The sequence below is a fragment of the Edaphobacter sp. genome (assembly GCF_028283685.1).
In the GTDB taxonomy this organism is placed as follows: domain Bacteria; phylum Acidobacteriota; class Terriglobia; order Terriglobales; family Acidobacteriaceae; genus Edaphobacter.
Map to the genome: position 1 here is coordinate 139,705 of NZ_JAPWKF010000007.1, position 21,025 is coordinate 160,729.

The 21,025-nt window shown below is 59.2% G+C and carries 17 protein-coding genes; 6 read left to right on the plus strand and 11 right to left on the minus strand.

What is annotated here, in order from left to right; genetic code table 11:
• Window positions 1-30: 30 nt before the first annotated feature.
• The gene (locus tag PW789_RS11435) at window positions 31-2,259 is read right to left on the minus strand and encodes a hypothetical protein (protein WP_299376117.1); all 2,229 of its coding nucleotides are present in this window, start codon (window positions 2,257-2,259) and stop codon (window positions 31-33) included.
• Window positions 2,260-2,642: 383 nt separating this feature from the next.
• On the opposite strand from PW789_RS11435, the gene PW789_RS11440 reads away from it, so the two are divergent.
• Window positions 2,643-3,488, plus strand: a complete 846-nt coding sequence (locus PW789_RS11440) for a hypothetical protein (RefSeq protein ID WP_299376122.1) — start codon at window positions 2,643-2,645, stop codon at window positions 3,486-3,488.
• Window positions 3,489-3,577: 89 nt separating this feature from the next.
• Here PW789_RS11440 and mutL read toward each other — a convergent pair whose 3' ends face one another.
• The gene (mutL, locus tag PW789_RS11445) at window positions 3,578-5,521 is read right to left on the minus strand and encodes a DNA mismatch repair endonuclease MutL (RefSeq protein WP_299376125.1); all 1,944 of its coding nucleotides are present in this window, start codon (window positions 5,519-5,521) and stop codon (window positions 3,578-3,580) included.
• Window positions 5,522-5,605: 84 nt separating this feature from the next.
• On the opposite strand from mutL, the gene PW789_RS11450 reads away from it, so the two are divergent.
• The 3 genes from PW789_RS11450 to PW789_RS11460 all read left to right on the plus strand — a co-directional run bounded on the left by PW789_RS11450 (window position 5,606) and on the right by PW789_RS11460 (window position 8,380).
• A complete protein-coding gene (locus tag PW789_RS11450) occupies window positions 5,606-5,755 on the plus strand; it encodes a hypothetical protein (protein ID WP_299376129.1) in 150 nt (49 codons plus the stop codon).
• Between the two features lie 257 nt (window positions 5,756-6,012).
• Window positions 6,013-7,365: a Gfo/Idh/MocA family oxidoreductase gene (locus tag PW789_RS11455; protein ID WP_299376133.1), complete on the plus strand. Its 1,353-nt coding sequence runs from the start codon at window positions 6,013-6,015 to the stop codon at window positions 7,363-7,365.
• Window positions 7,358-8,380 (plus strand): PmoA family protein, encoded by a 1,023-nt coding sequence (locus PW789_RS11460; RefSeq protein WP_299376136.1) that lies wholly within the window; start codon window positions 7,358-7,360, stop codon window positions 8,378-8,380. Before PW789_RS11455 ends, PW789_RS11460 begins: the two co-directional genes overlap by 8 nt.
• Window positions 8,381-8,464: 84 nt before the next feature.
• Here the strand turns inward: PW789_RS11460 and PW789_RS11465 are convergent, their stop codons facing one another.
• The 5 genes from PW789_RS11465 to PW789_RS11485 form a co-directional block, all read right to left on the minus strand.
• A complete protein-coding gene (locus tag PW789_RS11465) occupies window positions 8,465-9,673 on the minus strand; it encodes a pyridoxal phosphate-dependent aminotransferase (protein WP_299376139.1) in 1,209 nt (402 codons plus the stop codon).
• A gap of 186 nt (window positions 9,674-9,859) precedes the next feature.
• Window positions 9,860-11,440 (minus strand): pyruvate kinase, encoded by a 1,581-nt coding sequence (pyk, locus tag PW789_RS11470; RefSeq protein ID WP_299377847.1) that lies wholly within the window; start codon window positions 11,438-11,440, stop codon window positions 9,860-9,862.
• A 114-nt stretch (window positions 11,441-11,554) separates the two neighbouring features.
• Window positions 11,555-12,418, minus strand: a complete 864-nt coding sequence (locus PW789_RS11475; RefSeq protein ID WP_299377850.1) for a YihY/virulence factor BrkB family protein — start codon at window positions 12,416-12,418, stop codon at window positions 11,555-11,557.
• A 74-nt stretch (window positions 12,419-12,492) separates the two neighbouring features.
• Entirely contained in the window at window positions 12,493-12,990 is a 498-nt protein-coding gene (locus PW789_RS11480) for a thioredoxin family protein (protein ID WP_299376142.1), read from the minus strand.
• A gap of 106 nt (window positions 12,991-13,096) precedes the next feature.
• A complete protein-coding gene (locus PW789_RS11485) occupies window positions 13,097-14,218 on the minus strand; it encodes a VWA domain-containing protein (protein ID WP_299376145.1) in 1,122 nt (373 codons plus the stop codon).
• Between the two features lie 464 nt (window positions 14,219-14,682).
• Between PW789_RS11485 and PW789_RS11490 the strand changes: the two genes are divergently transcribed.
• On the plus strand, window positions 14,683-16,971 hold the full coding sequence (locus PW789_RS11490; protein WP_299376148.1) for an EAL domain-containing protein: 2,289 nt from the start codon (window positions 14,683-14,685) through the stop codon (window positions 16,969-16,971).
• A gap of 9 nt (window positions 16,972-16,980) precedes the next feature.
• On the opposite strand, the gene PW789_RS11495 is transcribed toward PW789_RS11490, so the two are convergent.
• The 3 genes from PW789_RS11495 to PW789_RS11505 form a co-directional block, all read right to left on the minus strand.
• The gene (locus PW789_RS11495; protein WP_299376150.1) at window positions 16,981-17,238 is read right to left on the minus strand and encodes a GlsB/YeaQ/YmgE family stress response membrane protein; all 258 of its coding nucleotides are present in this window, start codon (window positions 17,236-17,238) and stop codon (window positions 16,981-16,983) included.
• Between the two features lie 131 nt (window positions 17,239-17,369).
• The gene (locus PW789_RS11500) at window positions 17,370-18,833 is read right to left on the minus strand and encodes an ATP-binding protein (protein ID WP_299376155.1); all 1,464 of its coding nucleotides are present in this window, start codon (window positions 18,831-18,833) and stop codon (window positions 17,370-17,372) included.
• A 68-nt stretch (window positions 18,834-18,901) separates the two neighbouring features.
• Complete coding sequence (locus PW789_RS11505; protein WP_299376158.1) at window positions 18,902-19,696, minus strand: ROK family protein; 795 nt, start codon at window positions 19,694-19,696, stop codon at window positions 18,902-18,904.
• 368 nt (window positions 19,697-20,064) lie between these two features.
• On the opposite strand from PW789_RS11505, the gene PW789_RS11510 reads away from it, so the two are divergent.
• A complete protein-coding gene (locus PW789_RS11510) occupies window positions 20,065-20,427 on the plus strand; it encodes an energy transducer TonB (RefSeq protein ID WP_299376161.1) in 363 nt (120 codons plus the stop codon).
• Between the two features lie 93 nt (window positions 20,428-20,520).
• Here PW789_RS11510 and PW789_RS11515 read toward each other — a convergent pair whose 3' ends face one another.
• Window positions 20,521-20,868 (minus strand): hypothetical protein, encoded by a 348-nt coding sequence (locus PW789_RS11515; RefSeq protein WP_299376164.1) that lies wholly within the window; start codon window positions 20,866-20,868, stop codon window positions 20,521-20,523.
• Window positions 20,869-21,025 lie beyond the last annotated feature (157 nt).

Genomic DNA, 21,025 nt, shown 5'->3' on the forward strand with positions numbered 1-21,025 from the left:
AACGATTGAAGTTGAGGGCGGTACCCAGGCTTATTCCTGCCCCTTGTTTCGAGGGGTATCGCGCTTGGCAAACGGCTTCTTGCTACCACCAAATTTTCCGAACGAACCTTCCTTGCGAGGTCCACTGGCAGAAGACTTGAAGGGGCGATCCGACTTTCCGGCAAAGCCCGGTCCCTTCTTGAAGGGCTTGTCGAACGGTTTACCCGAGGGCCTTCCGAACGAAGGTTTGCCGAAGGGCTTCTTGCCAAATGCAGGCGCCCCACCCTCTTCGGGAGACCGGCGCGGACGACGTGCGCCTTCTCCACCACCGTCGAAGCTACGACGCTCCTTGAAGGGAGCACGATCGCGCGACTCTCCATCAAACGGCTTGCGATCACCAAAAGGCTTACGGTCACCGAAGGGCTTGCGATCTCCGAAGGATTTCCTTTCACCGAAAGGCTTGCGGTCGCCAAACGACTTACGCTCACCGAAGGCCGGCTTGTCCCCAAACGGCTTGCGATCTCCGAAAGATTTCCTTTCACCGAAAGGCTTGCGGTCGCCAAACGACTTGCGCTCACCGAAGGCCGGCTTGTCCCCAAACGGCTTGCGATCCCCGAAAGACTTCCTTTCACCGAAAGGCTTGCGGTCGCCAAACGACTTGCGCTCACCGAAGGCCGGCTTGTCCCCGAACGGCTTGCGATCTCCGAAAGACTTCCTTTCGCCGAAAGGTTTGCGGTCGCCGAAGGGCTTGCGATCGCCAAACGATTTGCGCTCACCGAAGGGCTTGCGATCCCCGAAAGGCTTCCTTTCGCCATCGAAGCGCTTCTCGGTCGACTCCTCCCCGCCTTCACTGCGCGGCGATTTGAAGCGGTCGCGCGGAGCATCAAACTTGCGGAAGGGCGGTCCACTGCGCGCGCGGTCGCCAAAGCTGCGGCGCTCGCCAGACTGTTCGCGTCCACTGAAGCTGCGACGCTCTCCACCACGGTCCTGATCAAATCGCGGACGCGACGGACGTTCCGAGTTTCCACCAGACTGGCCTTCGACGCTGCGCGGCGGACGTGCCGGGCGATCGCGGCGATCGTCATTCCACGGCTTAGTGAAGTCCGGGCGGTCTCCGCGGTTGGACGGACGATCTTCACGGTTGAAGGGACGACGCTCACGGTCGGGACGTCCATCAAACCGGGGCTTCGGACGATCTCCACGATCAGTGGGGCGCCCTCCACGATCTGCAAAACGGCTCTGTTCGCCGTCACGGCGCACAAACGGCTTCCGCGGCCGCTCTTCGCCATTGGACGAACGGGCAAACTTCGAGATGCGTTCCCTCGGCGCGGACGCGTCGCCCTCGGTCGTAGCGGCAGGAGCGTCCACGTCGTCTGCAGCCGGCGCAACGACTTCCGGAAGCTCTGCGAGCGTTGGGAACTCTCCGCTGATGTAGGGGCGTGCCTTGCCGTCGATGACGACGCTATCCAGCTGCCGCGCGGAGTTCAGCGCGTTGAGGACCTCCCGGATGCGCGAGCGCGAAGCCAGCGGCGACAGGAAGATCTCAATCTCCTCATCGGTTGGCAGGATCGCCTGGCTCAGGTAGAGCGAGGTCAGCGCCGAAAGCGCGGAAGGCTGTCCGGCGTTGGCGCCTGCCTTGATCTGCTTGGTGTAGCGCGTCGTAGCCAGCTCCCACAGCGTCGCAGAGCCATCCGCCTGAAACAGGGGCAGGACACGCAGGTGCTGCCAGAGTTCCGTAAGGGCGCGTAGAGCGGCGGACTCGGTAACCTCGTTGCCAAGATCGGTCGCCAGCTCTGCTGCCGTCATCTGCCCCTTGGTCGTAATCAGGTTGTAGCTGGCAAGCGCCAGAGGAGAGACCCTGCTGGCTCCGCTGACTGCGGGAGGCTGCTTCCAGGTCTTGTCGCCCCGCATAGTGAAGATGTAGGGGAACGCCAACGGCGAGACGATAAAATCCGGCGTCTCCGTTCCTGCCCCGTTAGGCGATCCAAGAAGATTCAGCGGAATCGCTCCGCTGTCCGCGATCAGGCGGGCCAGCATCGTGCGGGGCTCCGCCAGTTCTGCGAGCGTCGGCGCAGGCGTTGCTGCTCCAAGAATCACCTCGACGAAGGAGGGCGCGGGAGCAGGAAGCTGCTGGATGCGGGGTGTGTAGAGTACCAGGCCTGAGGTGTTCAGCCAGTCGCGCAGCATGTTGATGGTCAAAATTGGCTGGGCATCGTGATGCCAGTGCGCGACGCGCGTAGCGGCCAGCTGGCCTGCCGAGGGAGTGCCTGGATTACTCAAGGTGTTGCCTTCCTTGCTGCGCCGGAGACGGCTGGCAGCGGTCTCAACCTGGGTCGAGAGAAAAATACGGCGCTGCGTTCTGGGTAAGTCGCGCGCAAGATCAAGAATATCAGTAAATCGGCTCCCGGATGGGGGCAAAAAGTGCTGCAAAAGACGTAATCCGGCCTCCCGTTTTTCGCACGGAAAATCTTCCCGAGTAACATTCTTCCCTGAACCACTCGAACCATACCACTTAGCCGCCCAAATCCCTGTGCAACCACAGTTGGCGCATGTCTCAAAAGCAACGCGAGTATGGCTCCTGTCGTCACAGAACTGTGCGCAGGGCTGGCGGGCAGCGAAAAAGCCGGCCAAAGCGCAGATGGCATGGCATGAAAGGAGAACGGATGCAGCAAAACTCACTCCGCAACATGATCAGAACAATCTTGCCTGTGGCCTCGCTGACCGTGATGTCCATCACGCTGTCGGCGCAAACAACGGCTACTCCGCAGGCTCCAGACCCGGCCATGACGCCGGGAACAACCCAGGGTGGGTCCTTGCCAAAGGCGACGAGTGACACAGGCGCATCCCCACAACAGAAGCAAACGGCTGCTCAGGTGCAAGCCACAAGCCTGGAAGCCGAATTCACCAAAAACATCGACACGAAGAAGGCGAAGGCGGGTGACGAGGTCGATGCCAAGACAACCGCGGACGCCAAACTGCCGGACGGCAATGCCATTCCGAAAGGAACCAGGCTGGTCGGTAATGTCGTTGAAGTCACGCCGAAGTCCAAGGAGCAGAAGAACTCTCACCTGGTCATCTCTCTCAATCGCGCTGTAACGAAGGATGGCAAAGACATGCCTATCCGCGCCGCAGTCACGTCGGTAACAGGTCCGGCGATGGCGCAGTCGATGGATATGCCTTCTCCTGGCGGAGGCATGGCTCCCTCTGCAGGCGGCGGTGGCGGATCATCGGCTGGAGCCAGCGGAGGCGGCGCTTCCTCAGCCCCGTCCTCTCAGCCAATGCCGACAGCCACTGGAAGTACCGAGGCATCGGCTCAACAGGGCGCCATGTTGAAGAGCGCGCAGGATCGCGTGCCGGTAGGCAATATGCCGAACGTTATGCTGAGCGCGCCGACCACACCTGAGAGCGCAGGAGTTCTGGATGCGCAGAACCAGAACATCTCCATCTCAAACGGCACGAAGTTTACGGTTAACGTCAGCCCTGCTCAGGCAGGACAAGGTGGTCAGTAGTAAAGGTCAACACGTAAAAGGAATACGTCCAGACATGACATACGAGGAGCGGCACCTTTGCCGCTCCTCGTATTGTTTTTGGCGTGCATTTAAATTCGCTGGAAGGCTTTTTGAATATCTTTCATGGAGTATCGAAGTGCGATAGGCCGCCCATGCGGGCAGCTGGTCGGGTGCTCCGTCTTTGCCAGCTCACGCAGCAGCCAATCGATCTTGGTCGGCTCCAGTGGAGTGTTGATCTTGATCGCAGCATGACAGGCAATCGATGCCGCGATGCGATGCCGGCGCGCCTCTGCGTTCTCGGTCTGCTGCTCACGATCCGGGACAGCCAGAACCTCTTCCAGCATCCGCTCCAGTTCTCTTCCCTCAAGACCAACCGGGGCAGCCTTGATCGCGATAGTCTTCGGGCCAAAGGGCTCGGCCTCAAACCCATTGCGTTCCAGCTCCGCAGCCAGCCGGGCGAATGTGATCATCTGCGCCGGAAGCAGATCGATGAGCACCGGCATCAGCAGGCGCTGACGCTGCACGCGCTCCACCTCGCGATCGCGCAGAATCTTCTCGAACAGCACGCGCTCGTGAGCTACATGCTGGTCCACGATCCAGAGACCTTCGTCATTGACCGCCAGAATGAAGGAGTCTCGTAACTGTCCCAGCGGACGCAGCGTGGCCAGCGCGTTCAGCGTCTGCGCCTCTCCATCCGGCGTCAGTACGGCTTCGTCGGAGTAGCCCACGGGAATAGCCGGATGGCTGAAGTCCAGACGCTCAGCGATTGCAGGCTGTGCCGCGGGTTGCAGAGTAAATGAGGCGATCTCCTCTGCGCTAACAACTCCCTCCGAGCCAAAGGACGTCGGGGGCAACTGCGGATCGAAGCCGGGCTGCGAGGGATCTCCTGGCAGCGGACTGACATCGACCAGCAGCGATGCACTGGCCAGCGGCGAGTTGTTGTTCAACGCTTGCAGGAAGTCTGCTGCCGGACGCGCGTGCATCAGCGTATTGCGCACGGAGTCGCGGACAAAGTCGTGAATGAACGCCGACTGCCGGAAGCGAACCTCCGTCTTCGCTGGATGCACATTGACGTCGACCTCTTCCGGCGGCATCTCCAGGAACAGCAACACAACCGGATACGAAGTCGGCGGAATGATGTTGCGATACGCATCGGTCAGCGCGTGCAGGATCAGGCGATCGCGAATCAGTCTTCCATTGACGAAGATGTAGATCGAGTTGCGATTCAGCTTCTGCAGGTCGGGCTTCGAGACAAACCCGGAGAGTCGCAGCATCCCCGGTGCAGGTGACTCGTAGTCCGGCTCCCTCTTCCACGGCGGCGGCTCAGGCAGCCCCGCGCGCGCGAAATCAATCTCTGCCGCTGTCGGCAGCATGTGCATGCTGGTATCGCGGCCAAAGATCTGAAACAGGCGGTCGCCGTTGCTCGATGTCACAGGTGCGGTCAGCAAAGCCTGTGTCGAAGAGTGCAGCTCAAAGTGCTTCGATGGATTCGCCAGCGCGTAGTGCGTCACCAGCGCCGCGATGTGCGACAACTCTGTCTGCTCTGAGCGCAGGAACTTGCGGCGTGCAGGCGTGTTGAAGAAGAGGTCGCGAATCGTGATGGTCGTGCCTACCGGCAGCCCTGCGGCTTCCACACGCTGGATATGGCCGCCATTGATCTCGACGACGGTGCCCGCCTCCTCTTCCGCTGCCCGCGTCTCCAGCGTCAGCCGCGAGACGGAGGCGATCGACGGCAGGGCCTCCCCGCGAAAACCCAGGGTCGCAATCGAGAGCAGATCGTCCGACGTTCGCAGCTTCGACGTTGCATGCCGCTCGAAGGCAAGCAGAGCATCATCGGCCATCATGCCGTGGCCGTTGTCGACGATGCGGATCAGCTTGCGGCCGCCACCCTCCACCTCGATACGAATGCGCGTCGACCCGGCATCGAGGGAGTTTTCCAGCAGCTCTTTAACGACCGATGCGGGACGCTCCACCACCTCACCAGCGGCAATCTGGTTCGCAACCAGGTCGGACAGGATACGTATGCGGCCCATGTCTCTGATTGTATGGGCTTCTCGAATGCGGAAAACGGGGAAGAAACATCAGGGCATCTCATCACACGCAGGAGGAATTTCACGATGATCCGCAAACTCAAAACCGGCGAGTTCCGCATCTACTCCCGACACGCCGATCCCAAGACCGGCAAACGGAGAAACCTGGGGACCTTCGCATCGCGCGAGAAGGCTGAGCAGCATGAACGCGCCATCCAGTACTTCAAACACCACTGATTCTCCGGGAATGGCTCGACCACCCCAATCCTCTTCACTCAAAGAAGCCGACTCGATGGCGAGCCTTTCAGGGGGAACTATTGATTTCCGTTCGTTTATCGACCATTCCCTTCTTTTAGTGGTCAAGCCAATCCTCGCTTCTGTACACTTCCGCCGCTGACGGAACCGATCAACTCTTCGTTTTGAATCTGGATGCTGATTCACTCGAAGCAGATCCCTGTCTCCGCAGCTTGCACCCTTTGGAGGAGCGGAAGAAGATGGCACCTGAACAGACCAGTCGTCGTGATTTTGTAAAGATGGGCGCGGCCGTCGCCGGCACCGTCGCAACATGGAACGCAACCAGCTACGCCAAGATCGTTGGCGCCAACGATCGCGTGCGCACTGCCGTGGTAGGTTGCGGCGACCGCATGAAGGGCGCGCTGATTCCCTCCTTCCTGCAGCACTCCAAGGAGATGAACTTCGAGTTCGTCGCCATCTCCGATCTCTGGAACCGCCGCCGTGATGAGGGCGTCGCCTACATTGAAAAGAAGGGTGGCCCGAAGGTTGAGACGGTTCGGAACAACGACGAGCTCTACGCCCGCAAGGACGTCGACGCCGTTCTGATCGCGACCGCCGACTTCCAGCACGCCAAGCACGGTGTCGAGGCCGTCAAGGCCGGACGCGACGCCTACGTCGAAAAGCCGCTCGCGCACACCATGAAGGACGCGCTCGCCATCCGCAACACCGTTCACGCCAACAAGCAGATCGTGCAGATCGGCACCCAGCGCCGCTCGACGCCCAGCTACCAGAAGGCCTACGAGTACATCAAGAGCGGCAAGTTCGGCGACATCAACATGGTTGAGATGACCTGGAACGTCAACCAGCCCGGCCGCTGGCGCCGTCCCGACGTCGTGCCGCTGCTCAAGGAGCAGGACACCGACTGGAAGCGCTATCTGATGGACCAGCCCTATGAGGCCTTCGACGCGCGCAAGTATCTTGAGTTCCGCCTCTTCTGGCCCTATTCCTCAGGCATTCCCGACCAGTGGCTCGTGCACCAGATCGACACCGTGCACTGGTTCACCGGCTATCCTCACCCGCGCAGCGTCGTCGCCAACGGCGGCATCTACCAGTGGCACGACGGCCGCAAGAACTGGGACACCATGACGGCGGTCTTCGACTACGGCCCGGAAGACGATCTGACCAAGGGCTTCCAGGTGCTCTACTCCTCGCGGCAGACCAACTCCGCCGGCGGCGTCAAGGAGATCTATTACTCCAACGGCGGCTCGCTGGATATGGACAAGCAGGTCGTCAACTCCGAGGGCGGCCTCACGGCGAAGGCTGCGGCTGAGATGAACATGAAGGCGGATCTCCTGCCCACCTTTGCCCTGAGCGAACACGCTGAGGCTGCATCCACCGCTGCCAACACCGGAGCTGATCCTCAGACCTCCGCCAACATGCGCAACTGGATGGAGTGCGTGCGCTCACGCAAGCAGCCCAACGCCAACGTCGATGCCGGCTACAGTCATTCCGTCGCCCTGTGCATGTGCATTGCGGCCATTCAGACCGGCCAGAAGATCACCTTCGATCAGAAAACCCAGCAGATCCTGGCTGGAGGCAAGGCGCATGCATAAGCTGCTGGCGGGCTCCCTTCTGGTCATGAGCAGTCTGCACGCGGCGTGGGCAAAGGTTGAGGTTAAGACAGATACGGCGAAGCAGCGCGTCGATGTCACCATCGACGGAAAGCCCTTTACCGCGTATGTCTGGCCCAACTCGCTAATGAAGCCTGTGCTCTTCCCGCTGGTCGCCGCCGATGGTGTGACGGTGACCCGCGGGTATCCGCTTGAACCACGCGATGGCGAGCGTGTCGATCATCCTCATCACGCCGGAGTGTGGTTCAACTACGGCAACGCCAACGGCTTCGACTTCTGGAACAACTCCACCGCGATCAAAGCGGAACAGGCGCCGAAGATGGGCACCATCCACCACGAGAAGATCGTCTCCACCAAAAGCGGAGCCAGCGGCGAACTCGTCGCCGACTCCGTCTGGGAGACCGGCGCGGGCCAGAAGATCTTCAACCAGCGCACGAAGTACGTCTTCTCGCAGATGGGCGACACCCGCATGATCGACATGACCGTTAGGATGACGGCTCTCGAAAAGGTCGTCTTCCATGACGACAAGGAGGGAATGCTCGGCATCCGCGTCGCTCACTTCCTGGAGTCAGCAACCGAGAAGGGTGGCGTCTTCGCCGACGCCAGCGGACGGCCAACCACGGTCACCGGCAATACTGCCGGAGCCACGGGTGTCTATCTGACCAGCGAAGGCAAGGAGGGCGACGCCGTGTGGTCCACGCGCGGCAAGTGGTGCAAGCTCACCGGCCACACCACCGACGGTCACACCGAGACCATCGCCATCCTCGATCACACCGGCAACCCCAACTACCCTACCTTCTGGCACGCCCGCGGCTACGGCCTCTTCGCCGCAAATCCGCTGGGACAGAAGATCTTCGACAACAAGATGCCGCAGCTCGATTACACCGTCGACAAAGGCAAGACCATCACCTTCCACTACCGCATCCTCGTCTCCTCACACGATGTTTCCGCCGAGGAGATGAACAAGGCGTCCTCGGCGTTCGAGGCGAAGAAGTAACGTCCTCTCACGACAGAACAGAAAAGCCGCCTCATATCGAGGCGGCTTTCTTATTACCCTGCACGTTGCCTTAGACCATGTTGCTTAGACGTAGAGTCCGTCCTCGTCACGCCGCACAAAGGGACGCTCATTGAACGCCGAAGCCGACGTGCTCATCGCCTTTTTGAATGATGCCTGAAAGGTCTCCATCTCCGAGGGCAGACCCACCGTGACGCGAACATGATTCGGCCACGCGGCCCAGCTGCGGCCGATGTAGACCTGGTCCTTCGCCATCAGAGCGCGAATCTCCTTACCCGGACGCTTCACGTCGATCATGAAGCAGTTGCTCTCCGATGGCACGAAGTCATAGTTATTCGCCTTCAGCCACGCAAAGGTCTTGTTGCGCGTATCGGCGATAAGCTTCTTCCGCGTGGGCACCAGACTGGCATCCATCAGGCTGGCCTGCGCTGCGATCATGCCGGTGATCGGCATGGGCGACTGGCCATAGGTCTCCAGCTTCTTCAACAGGTCGGGACGACCGATGGCAAAACCGCAGCGAATGCCGGCCATGCCGTAGATCTTTGAGAAGGTCCGCAGGATGACGACATCCTTCCCTGCCTTCACATGATCGATGGCCGAGGTTGCGTCCGAAAGATGGATGTACGCCTCATCGACCAGCACCACCGCGCCCGCCGGCTTGTTGGCGACAGCGTAGTCAATCTGTGCCTTCGACGTGATCGTTCCAGTCGGATTGTTCGGATTGCAGATGTAGATAAGCCCGGCGTTGGGATCGGCCTTTACCATCGCCTCGGTGTCGTGTGAATAGTCCTTCGACAGCGGCACCGCGTGAATTTTAGCGCCGTTTACATCCGCCGCGCGCTGTCCAGCCTCGTAGGTCGGATTGCCACAGACGAAACTGCGCGAGGGAGACGTAAATGCAAGTGTCGTGAAATGCAAAGGAGCACTGGAGCCGTCGTAGATCATCACGTGATCCATCGGCACGCCCATCTGCTCAGCGAACAACTTCATCACGCCGATGTAAACCGGCATCGCATAGCGTCCGCCGTTGGGAATGATATCGGCAATGGCCTTGCGAGCGTTCTCAGAAGGGCCGAGCGGGTTCTCATTCGCGTCGATGTAGACGCCCTTCATGGTGAACTCGGGAACGCCGGCAGCTGCGTCCATCATGGCAGCGCGGGCAAAGTGGGCCTCGGTCAGGATAGGGGCGGCGACAAGCGACGCGGAGGCGGTACGAAGAAACGAGCGGCGAGAGAAGCCACTACAGGCGGCGGAATCGTTCGAGAGCTGCGACATGGGACTCACTCCTGAGACAGCGTGCAATTGAGTTGTAGGCAAGGGGAAAGAACGCGGAACAGACGGGGTTTCGCGATGCGATTAGGGTACGCCCCGGCGCGGCAATCGACAAGAGAATCGTGACCGGATGCAAAAAGGCCGCCCAGCGCCGGGCGGCCTTTCAATGTTTCCAAGCGGTCAAACGATTTAGCGACGCTTTGCCGCTTTCTTCGCTGGCTTAGCAGCCTTCTTCGCGGGTTTCGCGGACTTCTTTGCCGCCTTTGACTTTGCGGCACGGGCAGGAACATCCTTCTCCCGATCGCCGATCATGTGCAGCCGCATGAAGTTAGTCGCACCCGAGCGTGTCCGCGTACCGGCGACGATGCCGACGATCTGACGCTCCTGAACGCCCGCATGCAGCTCCAGAATATCTTCGGCCATATTCACCAGCATATCCGTGTCATGGAAACGCGAGCACAGCAGAGGATACGTTCCCCACAACAGCATCGAGCGGTTGATCACCTTCTCAAACGGCGACAGAGCGAAGATCGGAGGGTCAGGACGGTACTTCGACAGAAGCCGCGCCGTGGCGCCGCTCTCGGTAAAGATTGCAATCGCCGCCATGTCCAGGTCCTGCGCCGAATGCGCCATGCACTCGCAGATCGTCTCGGCCACCGACAGACGAACACCGCGTGCATGATGCTTCGTCGGAGGAGGATCGCGGCGGATCTGCTCTTCGGTCTCGATGACGATCTTCGCCATCATGGCGACCGACTCGACCGGATACTTGCCGGCCGCGCTCTCCGCCGAAAGCATCACGGCATCGGTGCCGTCATAGACGGCATTGGCCACGTCGGAGGCCTCAGCGCGGGTCGGACGAGGATTCTCGATCATTGACTCGAGCATCTGCGTCGCCGTGATCACAGGCTTGCGATACTCCGAGGCGCGGCGAATGATGTGCTTCTGAATCGCCGGTACCTTCTCCGGAGGAACCTCGACGCCGAGATCGCCACGCGCAACCATGATGGCATCCGTCACCTCGAGAATTGAGTCAAGGTGCTCGATCGCCTGCGGCTTCTCCAGCTTCGCGATGATCCACGCATCCGAGTTCAGCTCAGCCAGGCGGCTCTTGACATGACGGACGTCGTCCGCCGTGCGCACGAAGGAGACAGCAATCGTATCCACGCCCTCACCGACGGCGAAGACCAGATCTTCTTCGTCCTTCTCTGTCAGCGACGGTACCTTCACCGGGATGCCCGGCAGGTTGATGCCCTTGTTCTCGCCCAGCGTGCCGCCGTTGACGATGCGGCAGACAACGTCGCCGCCCTTGATCTGCTCGACCATCAGCTCGATCAGGCCATCTGAGAGCAGGATGCGGGAGCCGGGCTCAAGATTCTCGGCCAGCGTGGTGAATGTTGTTCCCACCATCGCTGCGGTACCTGCGATCTCGCGCGGCGTGATGATGATCTGCTTGCCCGCAACCAGCTGCACCGGCTTGTGATCCTTCAGCTTGCCGGTACGGATCTTCGGCCCCTGCAGGTCGGCGAGAATGCAGATCGGTTTCCCTTCCTCGCGCGAGACCTGGCGCACCATGCGGATCAGCTCCGCCTTCTGCTCATGCGATCCATGCGAGAAGTTCAGTCGTGCCACGTCGAGTCCTGCGCGTACCAGCTTGCGGAAGACCTCGATCGAACTTGAGGCCGGCCCCAGGGTTCCGACGATCTTAGCGCGGCGAAGAGTGCCGGCTCCGTTTGAGAGGGTGTCGATAAAAGAAGCCTTGGTGGTCATAGAGAAATTGTTGCTGAAGTCCCTTTCAAACGCCGCGAGAGTAATGTCGATCTCGCTGAATGGATCACACAAAGGTGCTCCGTTGGACATTCTAACCGTCTGGAGGCGGAAAGGCTAAGATGGCTCTGCGTTCTGATCGTTTACCGGCATATGGCCATGCAGATGAAACTGCGCATTAAACTCCGCCCCGAAGAAGACGCTGAGCGAGATGATGTAGAGCCAGAACAGCAAGGCGATGCCCGCGCCCAGCGAACCATAGACCTGCGAGTAGTTGGCGAAACGGGTGACATACCAGCCAAAAGTCAGCGTCGTCAGAAACCACATCGCCGTGGCGGCGACGGCACCGGGCAGCACCTGCCGCCATGGCTGACGCGACGGTGTCCCCATGTGGTAGATCAGGCCAATCAGGCCGATGGAGCTTGCGAGAGCCACGCCCCAGCGAATGATCGAAGCAACCACGTAGACCTCCGTTCGCATGGAGGGCACCACATGGTAGGCGAGCCATCGGGTGACGAAATGACCGAAGACGACCAGCATGCTGGCGATACCAAGCGGAAGCAGCGACAGAGGCACCAGGGCGTACGATCGCATCCGTCGCGCCACAAAGGTCCAGCAGTCTCCCGGCAGTTCACTGGCACGGCGAAGCCCCTCCATATAGGTCGCGATCACGCTTGACGCGCCGGTCAGCGAGACTAAAAAAGCCAGCAGCAAAGCCTGCGCCGACTTGGAGCTGTGGGGCTGGAAATAGGCTTCCAGCAGCGGCATCACCTGCGGCGGCAGAATCCGGCTGAAAAAGTAGCTGACCTGGTTGCGAATCGGAGCGTTATCCGGAAGCACCGCAATCACCGCAGCAGAGACGATCATGGCTGGAAACAACGCCACCATCGCCGAATATGCCGCCGATTGCGCGAGATTGAATACGTCATGCTCCACCGCCTTCAAGACCGCGCGATGGAGAATGACGTGGATGCGGAGCATTTGTCTCACAGGGTCGTCTCAGGCTCCAGGGACGGTTGAAGATGCCCGATGATATCCGCAGTAGCGGTGATAGGTTAGGACTTCGACTTCCAATGATTCAGGAACTCCGTGACGTCGCTCGACCTCATGTTACGCATATTCTCAAACTCTTTGTTTGCCTGGGAATAAAGAAGTGCGCCATTCGAATCGAGCACCGCGAGCGCGGGAACTCCCTTCTCGATGGGAACCTTGTACTGCTTCGCAACATCCACATTCCGGTCAAAGCGGCCGATGTCCACGTGGACGACGACAAAGTGCTTCGCCAGAAGCTGAGCGTTCACGTTGTCCTGCATGTAATAGTCCAGCACCTGGCAGTCACCGCACCAGTTTCCGCCGAAGTCCAGAATGACCCGCTTCCGCTCCGCCTTTGCCTTCTTCACCGCTGCGGAGATATCCATCCTGGCGTTCGCCGTGTCCGAATAGATGTTCTTCTTGACGAACGGCACCGTCATCTGCGCCTGCGCGGTTACCCCGGCCAGAAGACCCGTGAAGAGTGCGGCGACCGCAAAACGCCGTAAGAATGACTTAAACATGAATCTGCCCATATGGATTCCTCAAACAAGATACTTGTCTTGTTTAAGATGCAACATGGGCAGAGGAGACGCAAACCGCTTCCGGCTCGTTTGGAACGTCCGGGGTCTAATCCTTGTTTCCGGTGTAGTACCCGTCCCGCGTCTGGAGACGCAGATCCTTCTTCTTCGCCGTCAGATCTATCTGGTGATATCCATCCGCCGCCGTCGCCGTATCCGGGGTATATCCCAGCCGGTACTGTGAACGCAGCTCCTCGGCGATCTGATCGTAGATCTGGGCGACCGTCTGCTTCTTCGACACCTCGAAGAGACGCCCTCCGGTCTCCTGCGTCATCCGCTCCAGGATCTTCTTTCCATCGACATGGCTGTTTCCGCCGCCTCCAGGACCGCCGCGCCCGCCGCCACCACCACGACCTCCGCCGCCACCCGGATAACCACCACCCCCTGGATAGCCTCCTCCGCCTCCAGGAAACCCGATGCCGCCGCCACGGGGAACGTGCCCCCCGTTGTTGCCGTGGTTGCCGGAGTTCGACTCGCTTCCTTTGAAGTAAATGGCATAGAGAATGGCGTCCGCGCGCTGCGCCGACTCAATCGACTTCACCAGGTTCTCTTTGCTTCCGTTGTCGACCCCATCGGAGAGGATGATCAGCGCCTTTCTCCCCTTCTGCTTGCTCATCAACTCATCCGATGCCAGGAACGTCGCATCGTAGAGCGTCGTTCCGCCGCCGGCGTGTCCGCCCCTGCCCTGCTGTCTTCCGCTACCGCTGCCGGAATCATCCGAGGGGTCATTCGACGAATTGTTGCTGCTCCGGCTCGGCGTGTCGACCTGCTTCAATCCGGCCTGCAGCTTGGGCCGCGAATTGGTGAGATCGGCCAGGAGGTCCGTCTGATTGGCGAACTGGATGATAAAGGCCCGATCCTTGTCCGTCTTGAGCATCTCGTCCAGAAAGGTGCCGCTCGCCTCGCGCTCGTCGTCGATCACATCGCGTTGACTGTAGCTGGTATCGATCAACAGGCCAAGGGTCAGAGGCAGATTGCTGTCTAGATCGAAGTAACGGATCGTCTGCTGATGACCATCCACCTGCAGATCGAAATCATCCTTGTGCAGGTCGCGGACGAGAGCTCCCTTCTTGTCGCGAACAACCACAGGAATGTTGACCAGGCGGGCATCGACAGAGATAGTAGGAGCCGTGGTCGCCGGTGCAGCTTGTGTCTGGGCCGCTGAAGTCACGGCACTCGACTGCGCACGGCCAGACAGAGGAATCAGGGATATAAGAGCGATCCATGCCCAAGAGCGGAGAGCGGCCATTTTTTGGAGCGGCATACGCCCGTATAGACGAGATCTCGCGAAATATGTTGCGCTTATCCGGTCATATGGCCTGAAACGACTCAGAACAATCCTCATCCCAGAGGTCTACAGACCTTTGGACTAAAAAAATGATGGCTTTTATTAAAGTTTTCAGAGAAAGTGATTCATAAATAAGGCTGTTGAACTACGATCACAGCACTGGATCCATACCGCAAGCAACCTAATCAGGCCAACACGCAACCATACACATAACTTGTTGTTAAAGAAGCGATTTGCGACTCGTTTCCCGTGACAACACCAACCGACTTCGAACACGAGATAGAACCTTGAGGGCTTGGGTGTTGGACTCCCCCCGACCGTGGATGTGGAAGGCTGGATTCGTCGTTGTGTCCCTGTTTCTTGGACTTTCCCTAGTCTGGAGTATCCACCAAGGGCTGCACGAGAGCCAGGCATTCACCATCGTCATCGCAGTCGCCGGTATCACGCTGGCGCTCTGGGCCATCCTTCACGATCGATACAGCCGGATCGCTCATCAGCAGAAGGAGGAAGCGCTCTCACGTTTCCACGCCGCAACCGAATCCTGTCTTAATGCCTTCTGCCTGCTCGATGCCGTCCGCGACAGTGAAGGAAGGATCGTTGACTTCCGCGTACAGTATGTCAATGCCAACGCCCAGGATCAGATTGGCCTGTCCCAGGTCCAGATCGTCGGGAAGAACTTCAGCGAAGCTCTTCCCCGCCTGCTGACAAAACGCATGTTCGAGGTCTTCTGCGAAGTCGCTGAAACCGGCATCCCCCGCACTGAGATGTACGAGGTTCCCGCGGAAGCTCATATCAGGCCCTCATGGATCCGCTACCAGGTCATTCGTCTTGGAGATGGCCTCGCCGTTACATCCAGCGATATCAGCGAGACCAAGTCCGCCCAGCAAAGATACGAGCAGCTCGTCACGTTCACGGATTCGGTAATTCAACACGCACCCTTCAGCATTATCGCGACGGACACACGCGGCATCATCACGGCCATGAACCAGGCTGCCGAGAAACTGACCGGGTACTCGCGAACGGAGCTGGTGGGTAATGTCTCCATCACGGTTCTCTACGATGAGCGCGAACTGACAGCGCGCGCCGAGCCGGCCCATGACTACGCCGACGACATCGAGCAGATCGGCTTCGAGATCCTTACTGCAGGAGCGTCCGCGGGAACGGTCGACGAGAAGGAGTGGACCCTGATCTGCCGTGACGGCTCCCGCATTCCGACTAGCGTGGCCATGCGCGCCGTCTCTTCGGAATCAGGTGAGATCAATGGCTATGTAAGTATCGCGATCGATATCACGGACCGTCGCCAGATGCTCCAATACGTCACGCACCTCGCGACCCATGACCAGCTCACAGGCCTCGTTGGCCGCGCTCTGCTCCGGGACAAGACCGTCGAAGCAGTCGAGCGCGCTCGGCGTTATGGAACCAAGGTGGCGCTTTTTGTGGTGGACCTGGACCAGTTCAAGCGCATCAACGATTCTCTCGGTCATTCCTCCGGAGACCAGATTCTCATCGAAGCCGCCACCCGGCTCCGGCGCGCGGTTCGCAGCACCGACGTCGTCGCCCGCGTCGGAGGAGATGAGTTTGTCGTCGTAATGACGGACATCACCTCGCTGGCGGACGTCGAGCTCTGCGCCTCGAACCTCGTCGCCAAACTCTCACCCGAGATCAAGATCGACGAGTACCTCGTCAACGTCACGGCCAGCGTCGGCGTCTGCGTCTACCCCGACTTCGCATCGGACGCCAAGCATCTGCTCAAGCGTGCCGATTCGGCCATGTACGCTGCGAAGGAGCGTGGCCGCAACCAGCACCAGGTCTTCACCGAGGACATGCTCAAGGAGACCGCCGATCGGCTCACCATGGAGCATGCACTACGCCATGCCCTTGCCAACAAGGAGCTGTCGCTGCACTATCAACCACAGCTCTCGCTGACCACCGGCCTGGTGACAGGCATGGAAGCCCTGCTGCGCTGGAAGCATCCCAAGCTCGGCAGCGTATCTCCTGCACAATTTATTCCGCTGGCAGAAGAGACGGGCCTCATTATCTCCATCGGAGAATGGGCCTTCATGACCGCCTGCCATGAGGGCAAAACTCTTCAGGACACGCTGGGGTCGGATCTGACCGTCTCCGTCAATCTGTCGCCTCGACAGTTACAGCAACGCAACCTGGTCGAGGTGATCGAACATGCGCTGGCCTCAAGTGGGCTGGCTGCACGCAACCTCGAGATTGAGATCACCGAAAACATGTTGATGGTCAATACGGACAACAATCTGAGCAAGCTGCAGCGTATCCGTGAGCTTGGCGTTCGTATCTCCATCGACGACTTCGGGACCGGTTTCTCGAGCTTCTCCTATCTGCTGCAGTACCAGGTTGACCGCCTCAAGATCGACAAGAGCTTCGTCAAGCAGGCTGGGACCGACCCGAACGCAGCCGCTGTTGTTCGAACCATCATCGCCATGTCGCACGGGCTCTCCATCCGCGTCGTCGCCGAAGGCGTCGAGACCGACGAACAGCTTCGCTTCCTGATGCGCCGAAAGTGCGATGAGGCCCAGGGCAACTACATCGCCGGGCCCGTGCCATTCAGCGAGTTCGCGAATACCGCAGGATCCTGCAACGGACTGAGCATCCTGCAGAGCATCTGATACGGATGCTCAGGTTGTCTGGTTTCTGCGGAAGAAGTGGTAGATCGCAAGCAGCAGAATCGCTCCAATCAGCGAGACGATAAACCCGGCCGACTGCCCTTCCTGATAGTGTCCGATCATCCTGCCGAGAAACGTTCCGAGGAACGATCCTGCGATTCCAAGGACCATCGTGATCAAAATTCCCCCAGGATCTTTCCCTGGCATAATCAACTTGGCAAGGGCGCCGACAACCAGCCCAATCAGGGCTGTCCACAACAGGCTCAGCATAGAGATGCCTCCTAGTCGTTCTGTTGCATGACCTCCGGATGACCGCTCCGGTGGCGTCAAGCATACCCCGGCCAATACGTTTTCGAACAGCGCAATCTTCTGCGTTGTTGAACAACGATGCGCCTCAAACGCTAGTAGGCCTGGAGCAGATTGACAGGAAGCCGAATCTGGAAGCAGGTGGCATGGGGGCGTGAGTCGATCGCGACCGATCCTGCATGCTTTCCGACGATACGCTGCACCGTATCCAGCCCCAGTCCCATGGCCGTCCCCAGGGGCTTGGTGGTGAAGAAAGGCTCAAAGATGCGCGACTGAATCTCTGGCTGGATTCCCGGCCCGTTATCCCGAACCTCAACCAGCACCATCTTTGCGGTACACCGAATCGCAATCGTCAGAATGCCTTCATCGTGCATCGCATCCAGAGCGTTCTCGATCAACGCCGACCAGACCTGATTCAGCTCACTGCCGTATGCGCTGACCAGGGGCAGCTCCGGTTCAGACTCCAGCTTCGTCTCCACGCGATTCATGCGCGAGCGAAACATCGCCAGCACGTTGCGAATCGATTCGACCAGATCGATCTCCTGCACCGGCGCCTGATCCATAAACGAATACCCCCGAATCGCGCTGATGAGTTCGAAGATCCGTTCACTGGAATCCATCACCGTGTGCGACATCGCCTCGACCTGCAGCGAACCGGAGACGGTCGTAATCGCCATCGGCAACACACTCGGGCCAACGATTGCTTCCAGCTGCTCCAGCTTTGCCGTCGTGACGCACATCTCCGCCAGAATCGGCCCATACTCCCAGGGGGTCATCACACCATGCGCCGCAAGCCACTCCGACAGCTCCTGCTCCCGGTCGCTCGCCTCCAGAGGGCTTCGCGGCAACGCCGAATATTCGAAGCTGTTGCGCACGTCCTGTTGCAGATTCCGAAACCACTGATGATACTGCTCCAGTTGCTCCTCTGAGGTGAACATCCTCCCCAGTCGATACTTTGCCTCGTCCGTGCGCACTAACTCGGCGGCAATCATCGACGCGGAACGCTGTGCAGCCGAGGCCGGATTATTGAGCTCGTGGGAGAGATTCGCAGCCAGCTTTCCCAGGGCAAGCAGCTTTTCCGCCTGCTCATCCATGCGGGTAAAGTCGCGAACGCGGTCCAGCAGGAGCGTCACACTGCGTTGCCCCATCGAGGGAATAACCTGCAACATCTCACCGAAGAGATCCTGGTGAATATCCAGCACCCAGACCTCTCCCACACATCGTCCGTCCGCGCCCCAGGACTTCATTCGCGAAAATGGAAGCTTACCCGTCAGGTGCGCCGTACGCCCCACAAAGCGCGAAACCGGCCCGGACTTGCGGCGATGTACCATCACGTCTCCGCGCAGAATGATGGTCATATGAAAGGAGGGTTGGTCTTCGCAGAAGATGAGCGCCCCATCTTCCCCAACGCGTTCCGTACTGTGCGTCGCGAACCAGCGATACTCCTGCTCCGTCAGACCATCCAATACCGCTATCCCACGCAGAGCCTCGACGACCTGTTCGATCGGCGTCGGCTCAGCCGGCGACGCCGCAAGCGGACGACCGCCTGCGGAAGGCACACTAGAGGCGTTCCATGCGGTTTCAGTAGTGATCGCGACCCCTCGTTCCGAAGACTTCGGAAACGTCTTCAGACTACCCCAGAACCGGACGTCACGCCTCCCCCGTCAGGGTTATCGCGTCGCGGAACGCCTTCCCTTCGCCGCCTTCTTGGCCGGAGCCAGCACCGGCTTGAGAGACTGCATGTCCGGAGAGAGAACCATCCGCTCATCCGTACTCTGCCATAAGCGGATGCCCCGATGACCGCGTTGCCGTTATCGCCCAGGATGACGTGCGGTGGGAGATACTTCATCAGCTTGGCATTGCCTCCGCCGAGCAGAATATAGTCGCAGATCAGCGCAGTCTTAAGACGCACCATGATGTCCAGCACTGACTTCCGCCAGCGTTTCTTTCCCAGCCTGTCCAAACCGTCTTTGCCGACCCACTCCTCGTAGGTACGACCTTTCTTGTATGGCAGATGGGCGAGTTCCAACGGAATAACGAGCCCCTCGGCGATCATCGCAGACCCCAGGCCTGTGCCCACTCCGAGAAAGAGCATCTTGCCGCCGCGATAGCCCCCCAGGGCTTGCATCGCCGCATCGTTGATGAAGCGCAGCGGCTTGCCGAATGTCTTTTCGTACGGGAAGTCGATCCATCCTGCTGCCAGATTATGCGGCTCCGCCAGAGGACGGTCATGGACGACTGGGCCGGGATACCCAATGGAGACGCAGTCATACTGCCAGTTCTTGGTGGCAAGCTTTACCTGCTCCACCATCAGCTTGGCGGTCATCGTCGGACCGGAGGGAATCTTCAGGGGGGACTGCTGACTGGTTGATGACACCTTCACATGGGTGCCGCCGACATCGATGACAAGAACCTCTCTCATTCCCAAGAGGATACGCCACATGGCCGGGTTCAAGGTGCCATCCCACGGCCGATATCCCTTGGCCAGCTGAGGAGTACCCCAAAACGTTTCGCCACGAGCCCGCAAAGGGATTCGGGCGATAAACGGTAAAGCCATTCAAAACAGGATGCTTACTGAGTTATCCATGAAACTCAAGCGCTGATAATAAACGAGTTATATTTTTTAAAATTTAGCATTTGACAACTGTATTCAGTAAATTTTATAGTGGTGACGGGTACTTCAAAACTCTCAGGAGAAACATAATGCGTCAAGCACTTCTAGCTTCGCTCATCCTTTCCCCCGTTATGCTTCACGCTCAGGCAAATTCGCCTGCACAACCGAAGAATGTTTTGGAGTCCCGGCTTGCTGCTCCTGCCGAGCTCGCTGGCGCCGGTGACCGCACCGCATCCACCAAGGCCCTCCGCATCTCGACCGGAGTTGTTGCCCCCAAGCTGATCCACTCGACCGACGTTGCACTCGATAACAACTCGTCGCTCTCCTACAGCGGCCCCCGCCACGTTGTTGTTGGCATGATCGTTGGCAAGGATGGAGTTCCCTCCGACCTGCACATCGTTGAATCGGCCGGGGTCCTCGTCGATCGCAACGTGCTCGCAGCAGTCAGCCTGTATCGCTTTGCTCCCGGGACGGTCAGCAATCAGCCCACAGAAGTTCCGCTGAATCTCGACATCACCCTGGTCGGCGCGGCTCGCTAAATCAGTTTCTGAACGCCACAAACGTTCAACGGCGGACTCTATCTATGAGTCCGCCGTTTCCATTTGCAAGCACGCTTACGTAGCGAAAAGAAGTTACTTCTGCTCCGCCTTCTTCGCCGTAAATGTCCCGGAAACATTCAGTGGCTGTACATCGATATCGCCACCGAGCTCTCCCTTGTCATTCATAAATCCGGTAAAGGTCAGCGTGAGAGCCTCTCCCTGATACTCCCCGCCATGGACGAAGATGACCTTCTTCTCAGCGACGGTCACCGTCGTATCGAAGGTCTTCCCTTCGCCGTTTTTGCAGGTGCCGGCGATCTTATCCTTGTCCTGAGCAAAGCTGCACGACTCGTTGATGGGGTAACCCTGAACATCACCGGTAACGGTCCACGAACCCGGTACTGTCGACTGCGCCAGCAGTGTCGCGGCGGATGCAAGCATCAAACACAGTATTCTCTTCATCCTGATCCCCACTCACAAAAGTATTGGAACGTCCTTGAGCATACCGCTTTCATTCCGCGTTGCAAGGAAATCGTGATGAAAGACTCCTTCTTTTAGTAGCAGCCAAAGAAAACGGCAGAGCCGAAGCTCTGCCGTT

What these genes read in the sequence shown, in the direction of transcription:
- PW789_RS11475 (WP_299377850.1), bottom strand. Translation starts at nt 12,418, where the DNA reads ATGCTCCGCATCCACGTCATTCTCCATCGCGCGGTCTTGAAGGCGGTG.
- PW789_RS11495 (WP_299376150.1), bottom strand. Translation starts at nt 17,238, where the DNA reads ATGCTGAGCCTGTTGTGGACAGCCCTGATTGGGCTGGTTGTCGGCGCC.
- PW789_RS11460 (WP_299376136.1), top strand. Translation starts at nt 7,358, where the DNA reads ATGCATAAGCTGCTGGCGGGCTCCCTTCTGGTCATGAGCAGTCTGCAC.
- pyk (WP_299377847.1), bottom strand. Translation starts at nt 11,440, where the DNA reads ATGACCACCAAGGCTTCTTTTATCGACACCCTCTCAAACGGAGCCGGC.
- PW789_RS11480 (WP_299376142.1), bottom strand. Translation starts at nt 12,990, where the DNA reads ATGTTTAAGTCATTCTTACGGCGTTTTGCGGTCGCCGCACTCTTCACG.
- PW789_RS11515 (WP_299376164.1), bottom strand. Translation starts at nt 20,868, where the DNA reads ATGCTTGCATCCGCCGCGACACTGCTGGCGCAGTCGACAGTACCGGGT.
- PW789_RS11440 (WP_299376122.1), top strand. Translation starts at nt 2,643, where the DNA reads ATGCAGCAAAACTCACTCCGCAACATGATCAGAACAATCTTGCCTGTG.
- PW789_RS11505 (WP_299376158.1), bottom strand. Translation starts at nt 19,696, where the DNA reads ATGAGAGAGGTTCTTGTCATCGATGTCGGCGGCACCCATGTGAAGGTG.
- mutL (WP_299376125.1), bottom strand. Translation starts at nt 5,521, where the DNA reads ATGGGCCGCATACGTATCCTGTCCGACCTGGTTGCGAACCAGATTGCC.
- PW789_RS11455 (WP_299376133.1), top strand. Translation starts at nt 6,013, where the DNA reads ATGGCACCTGAACAGACCAGTCGTCGTGATTTTGTAAAGATGGGCGCG.
- PW789_RS11450 (WP_299376129.1), top strand. Translation starts at nt 5,606, where the DNA reads ATGATCCGCAAACTCAAAACCGGCGAGTTCCGCATCTACTCCCGACAC.
- PW789_RS11465 (WP_299376139.1), bottom strand. Translation starts at nt 9,673, where the DNA reads ATGTCGCAGCTCTCGAACGATTCCGCCGCCTGTAGTGGCTTCTCTCGC.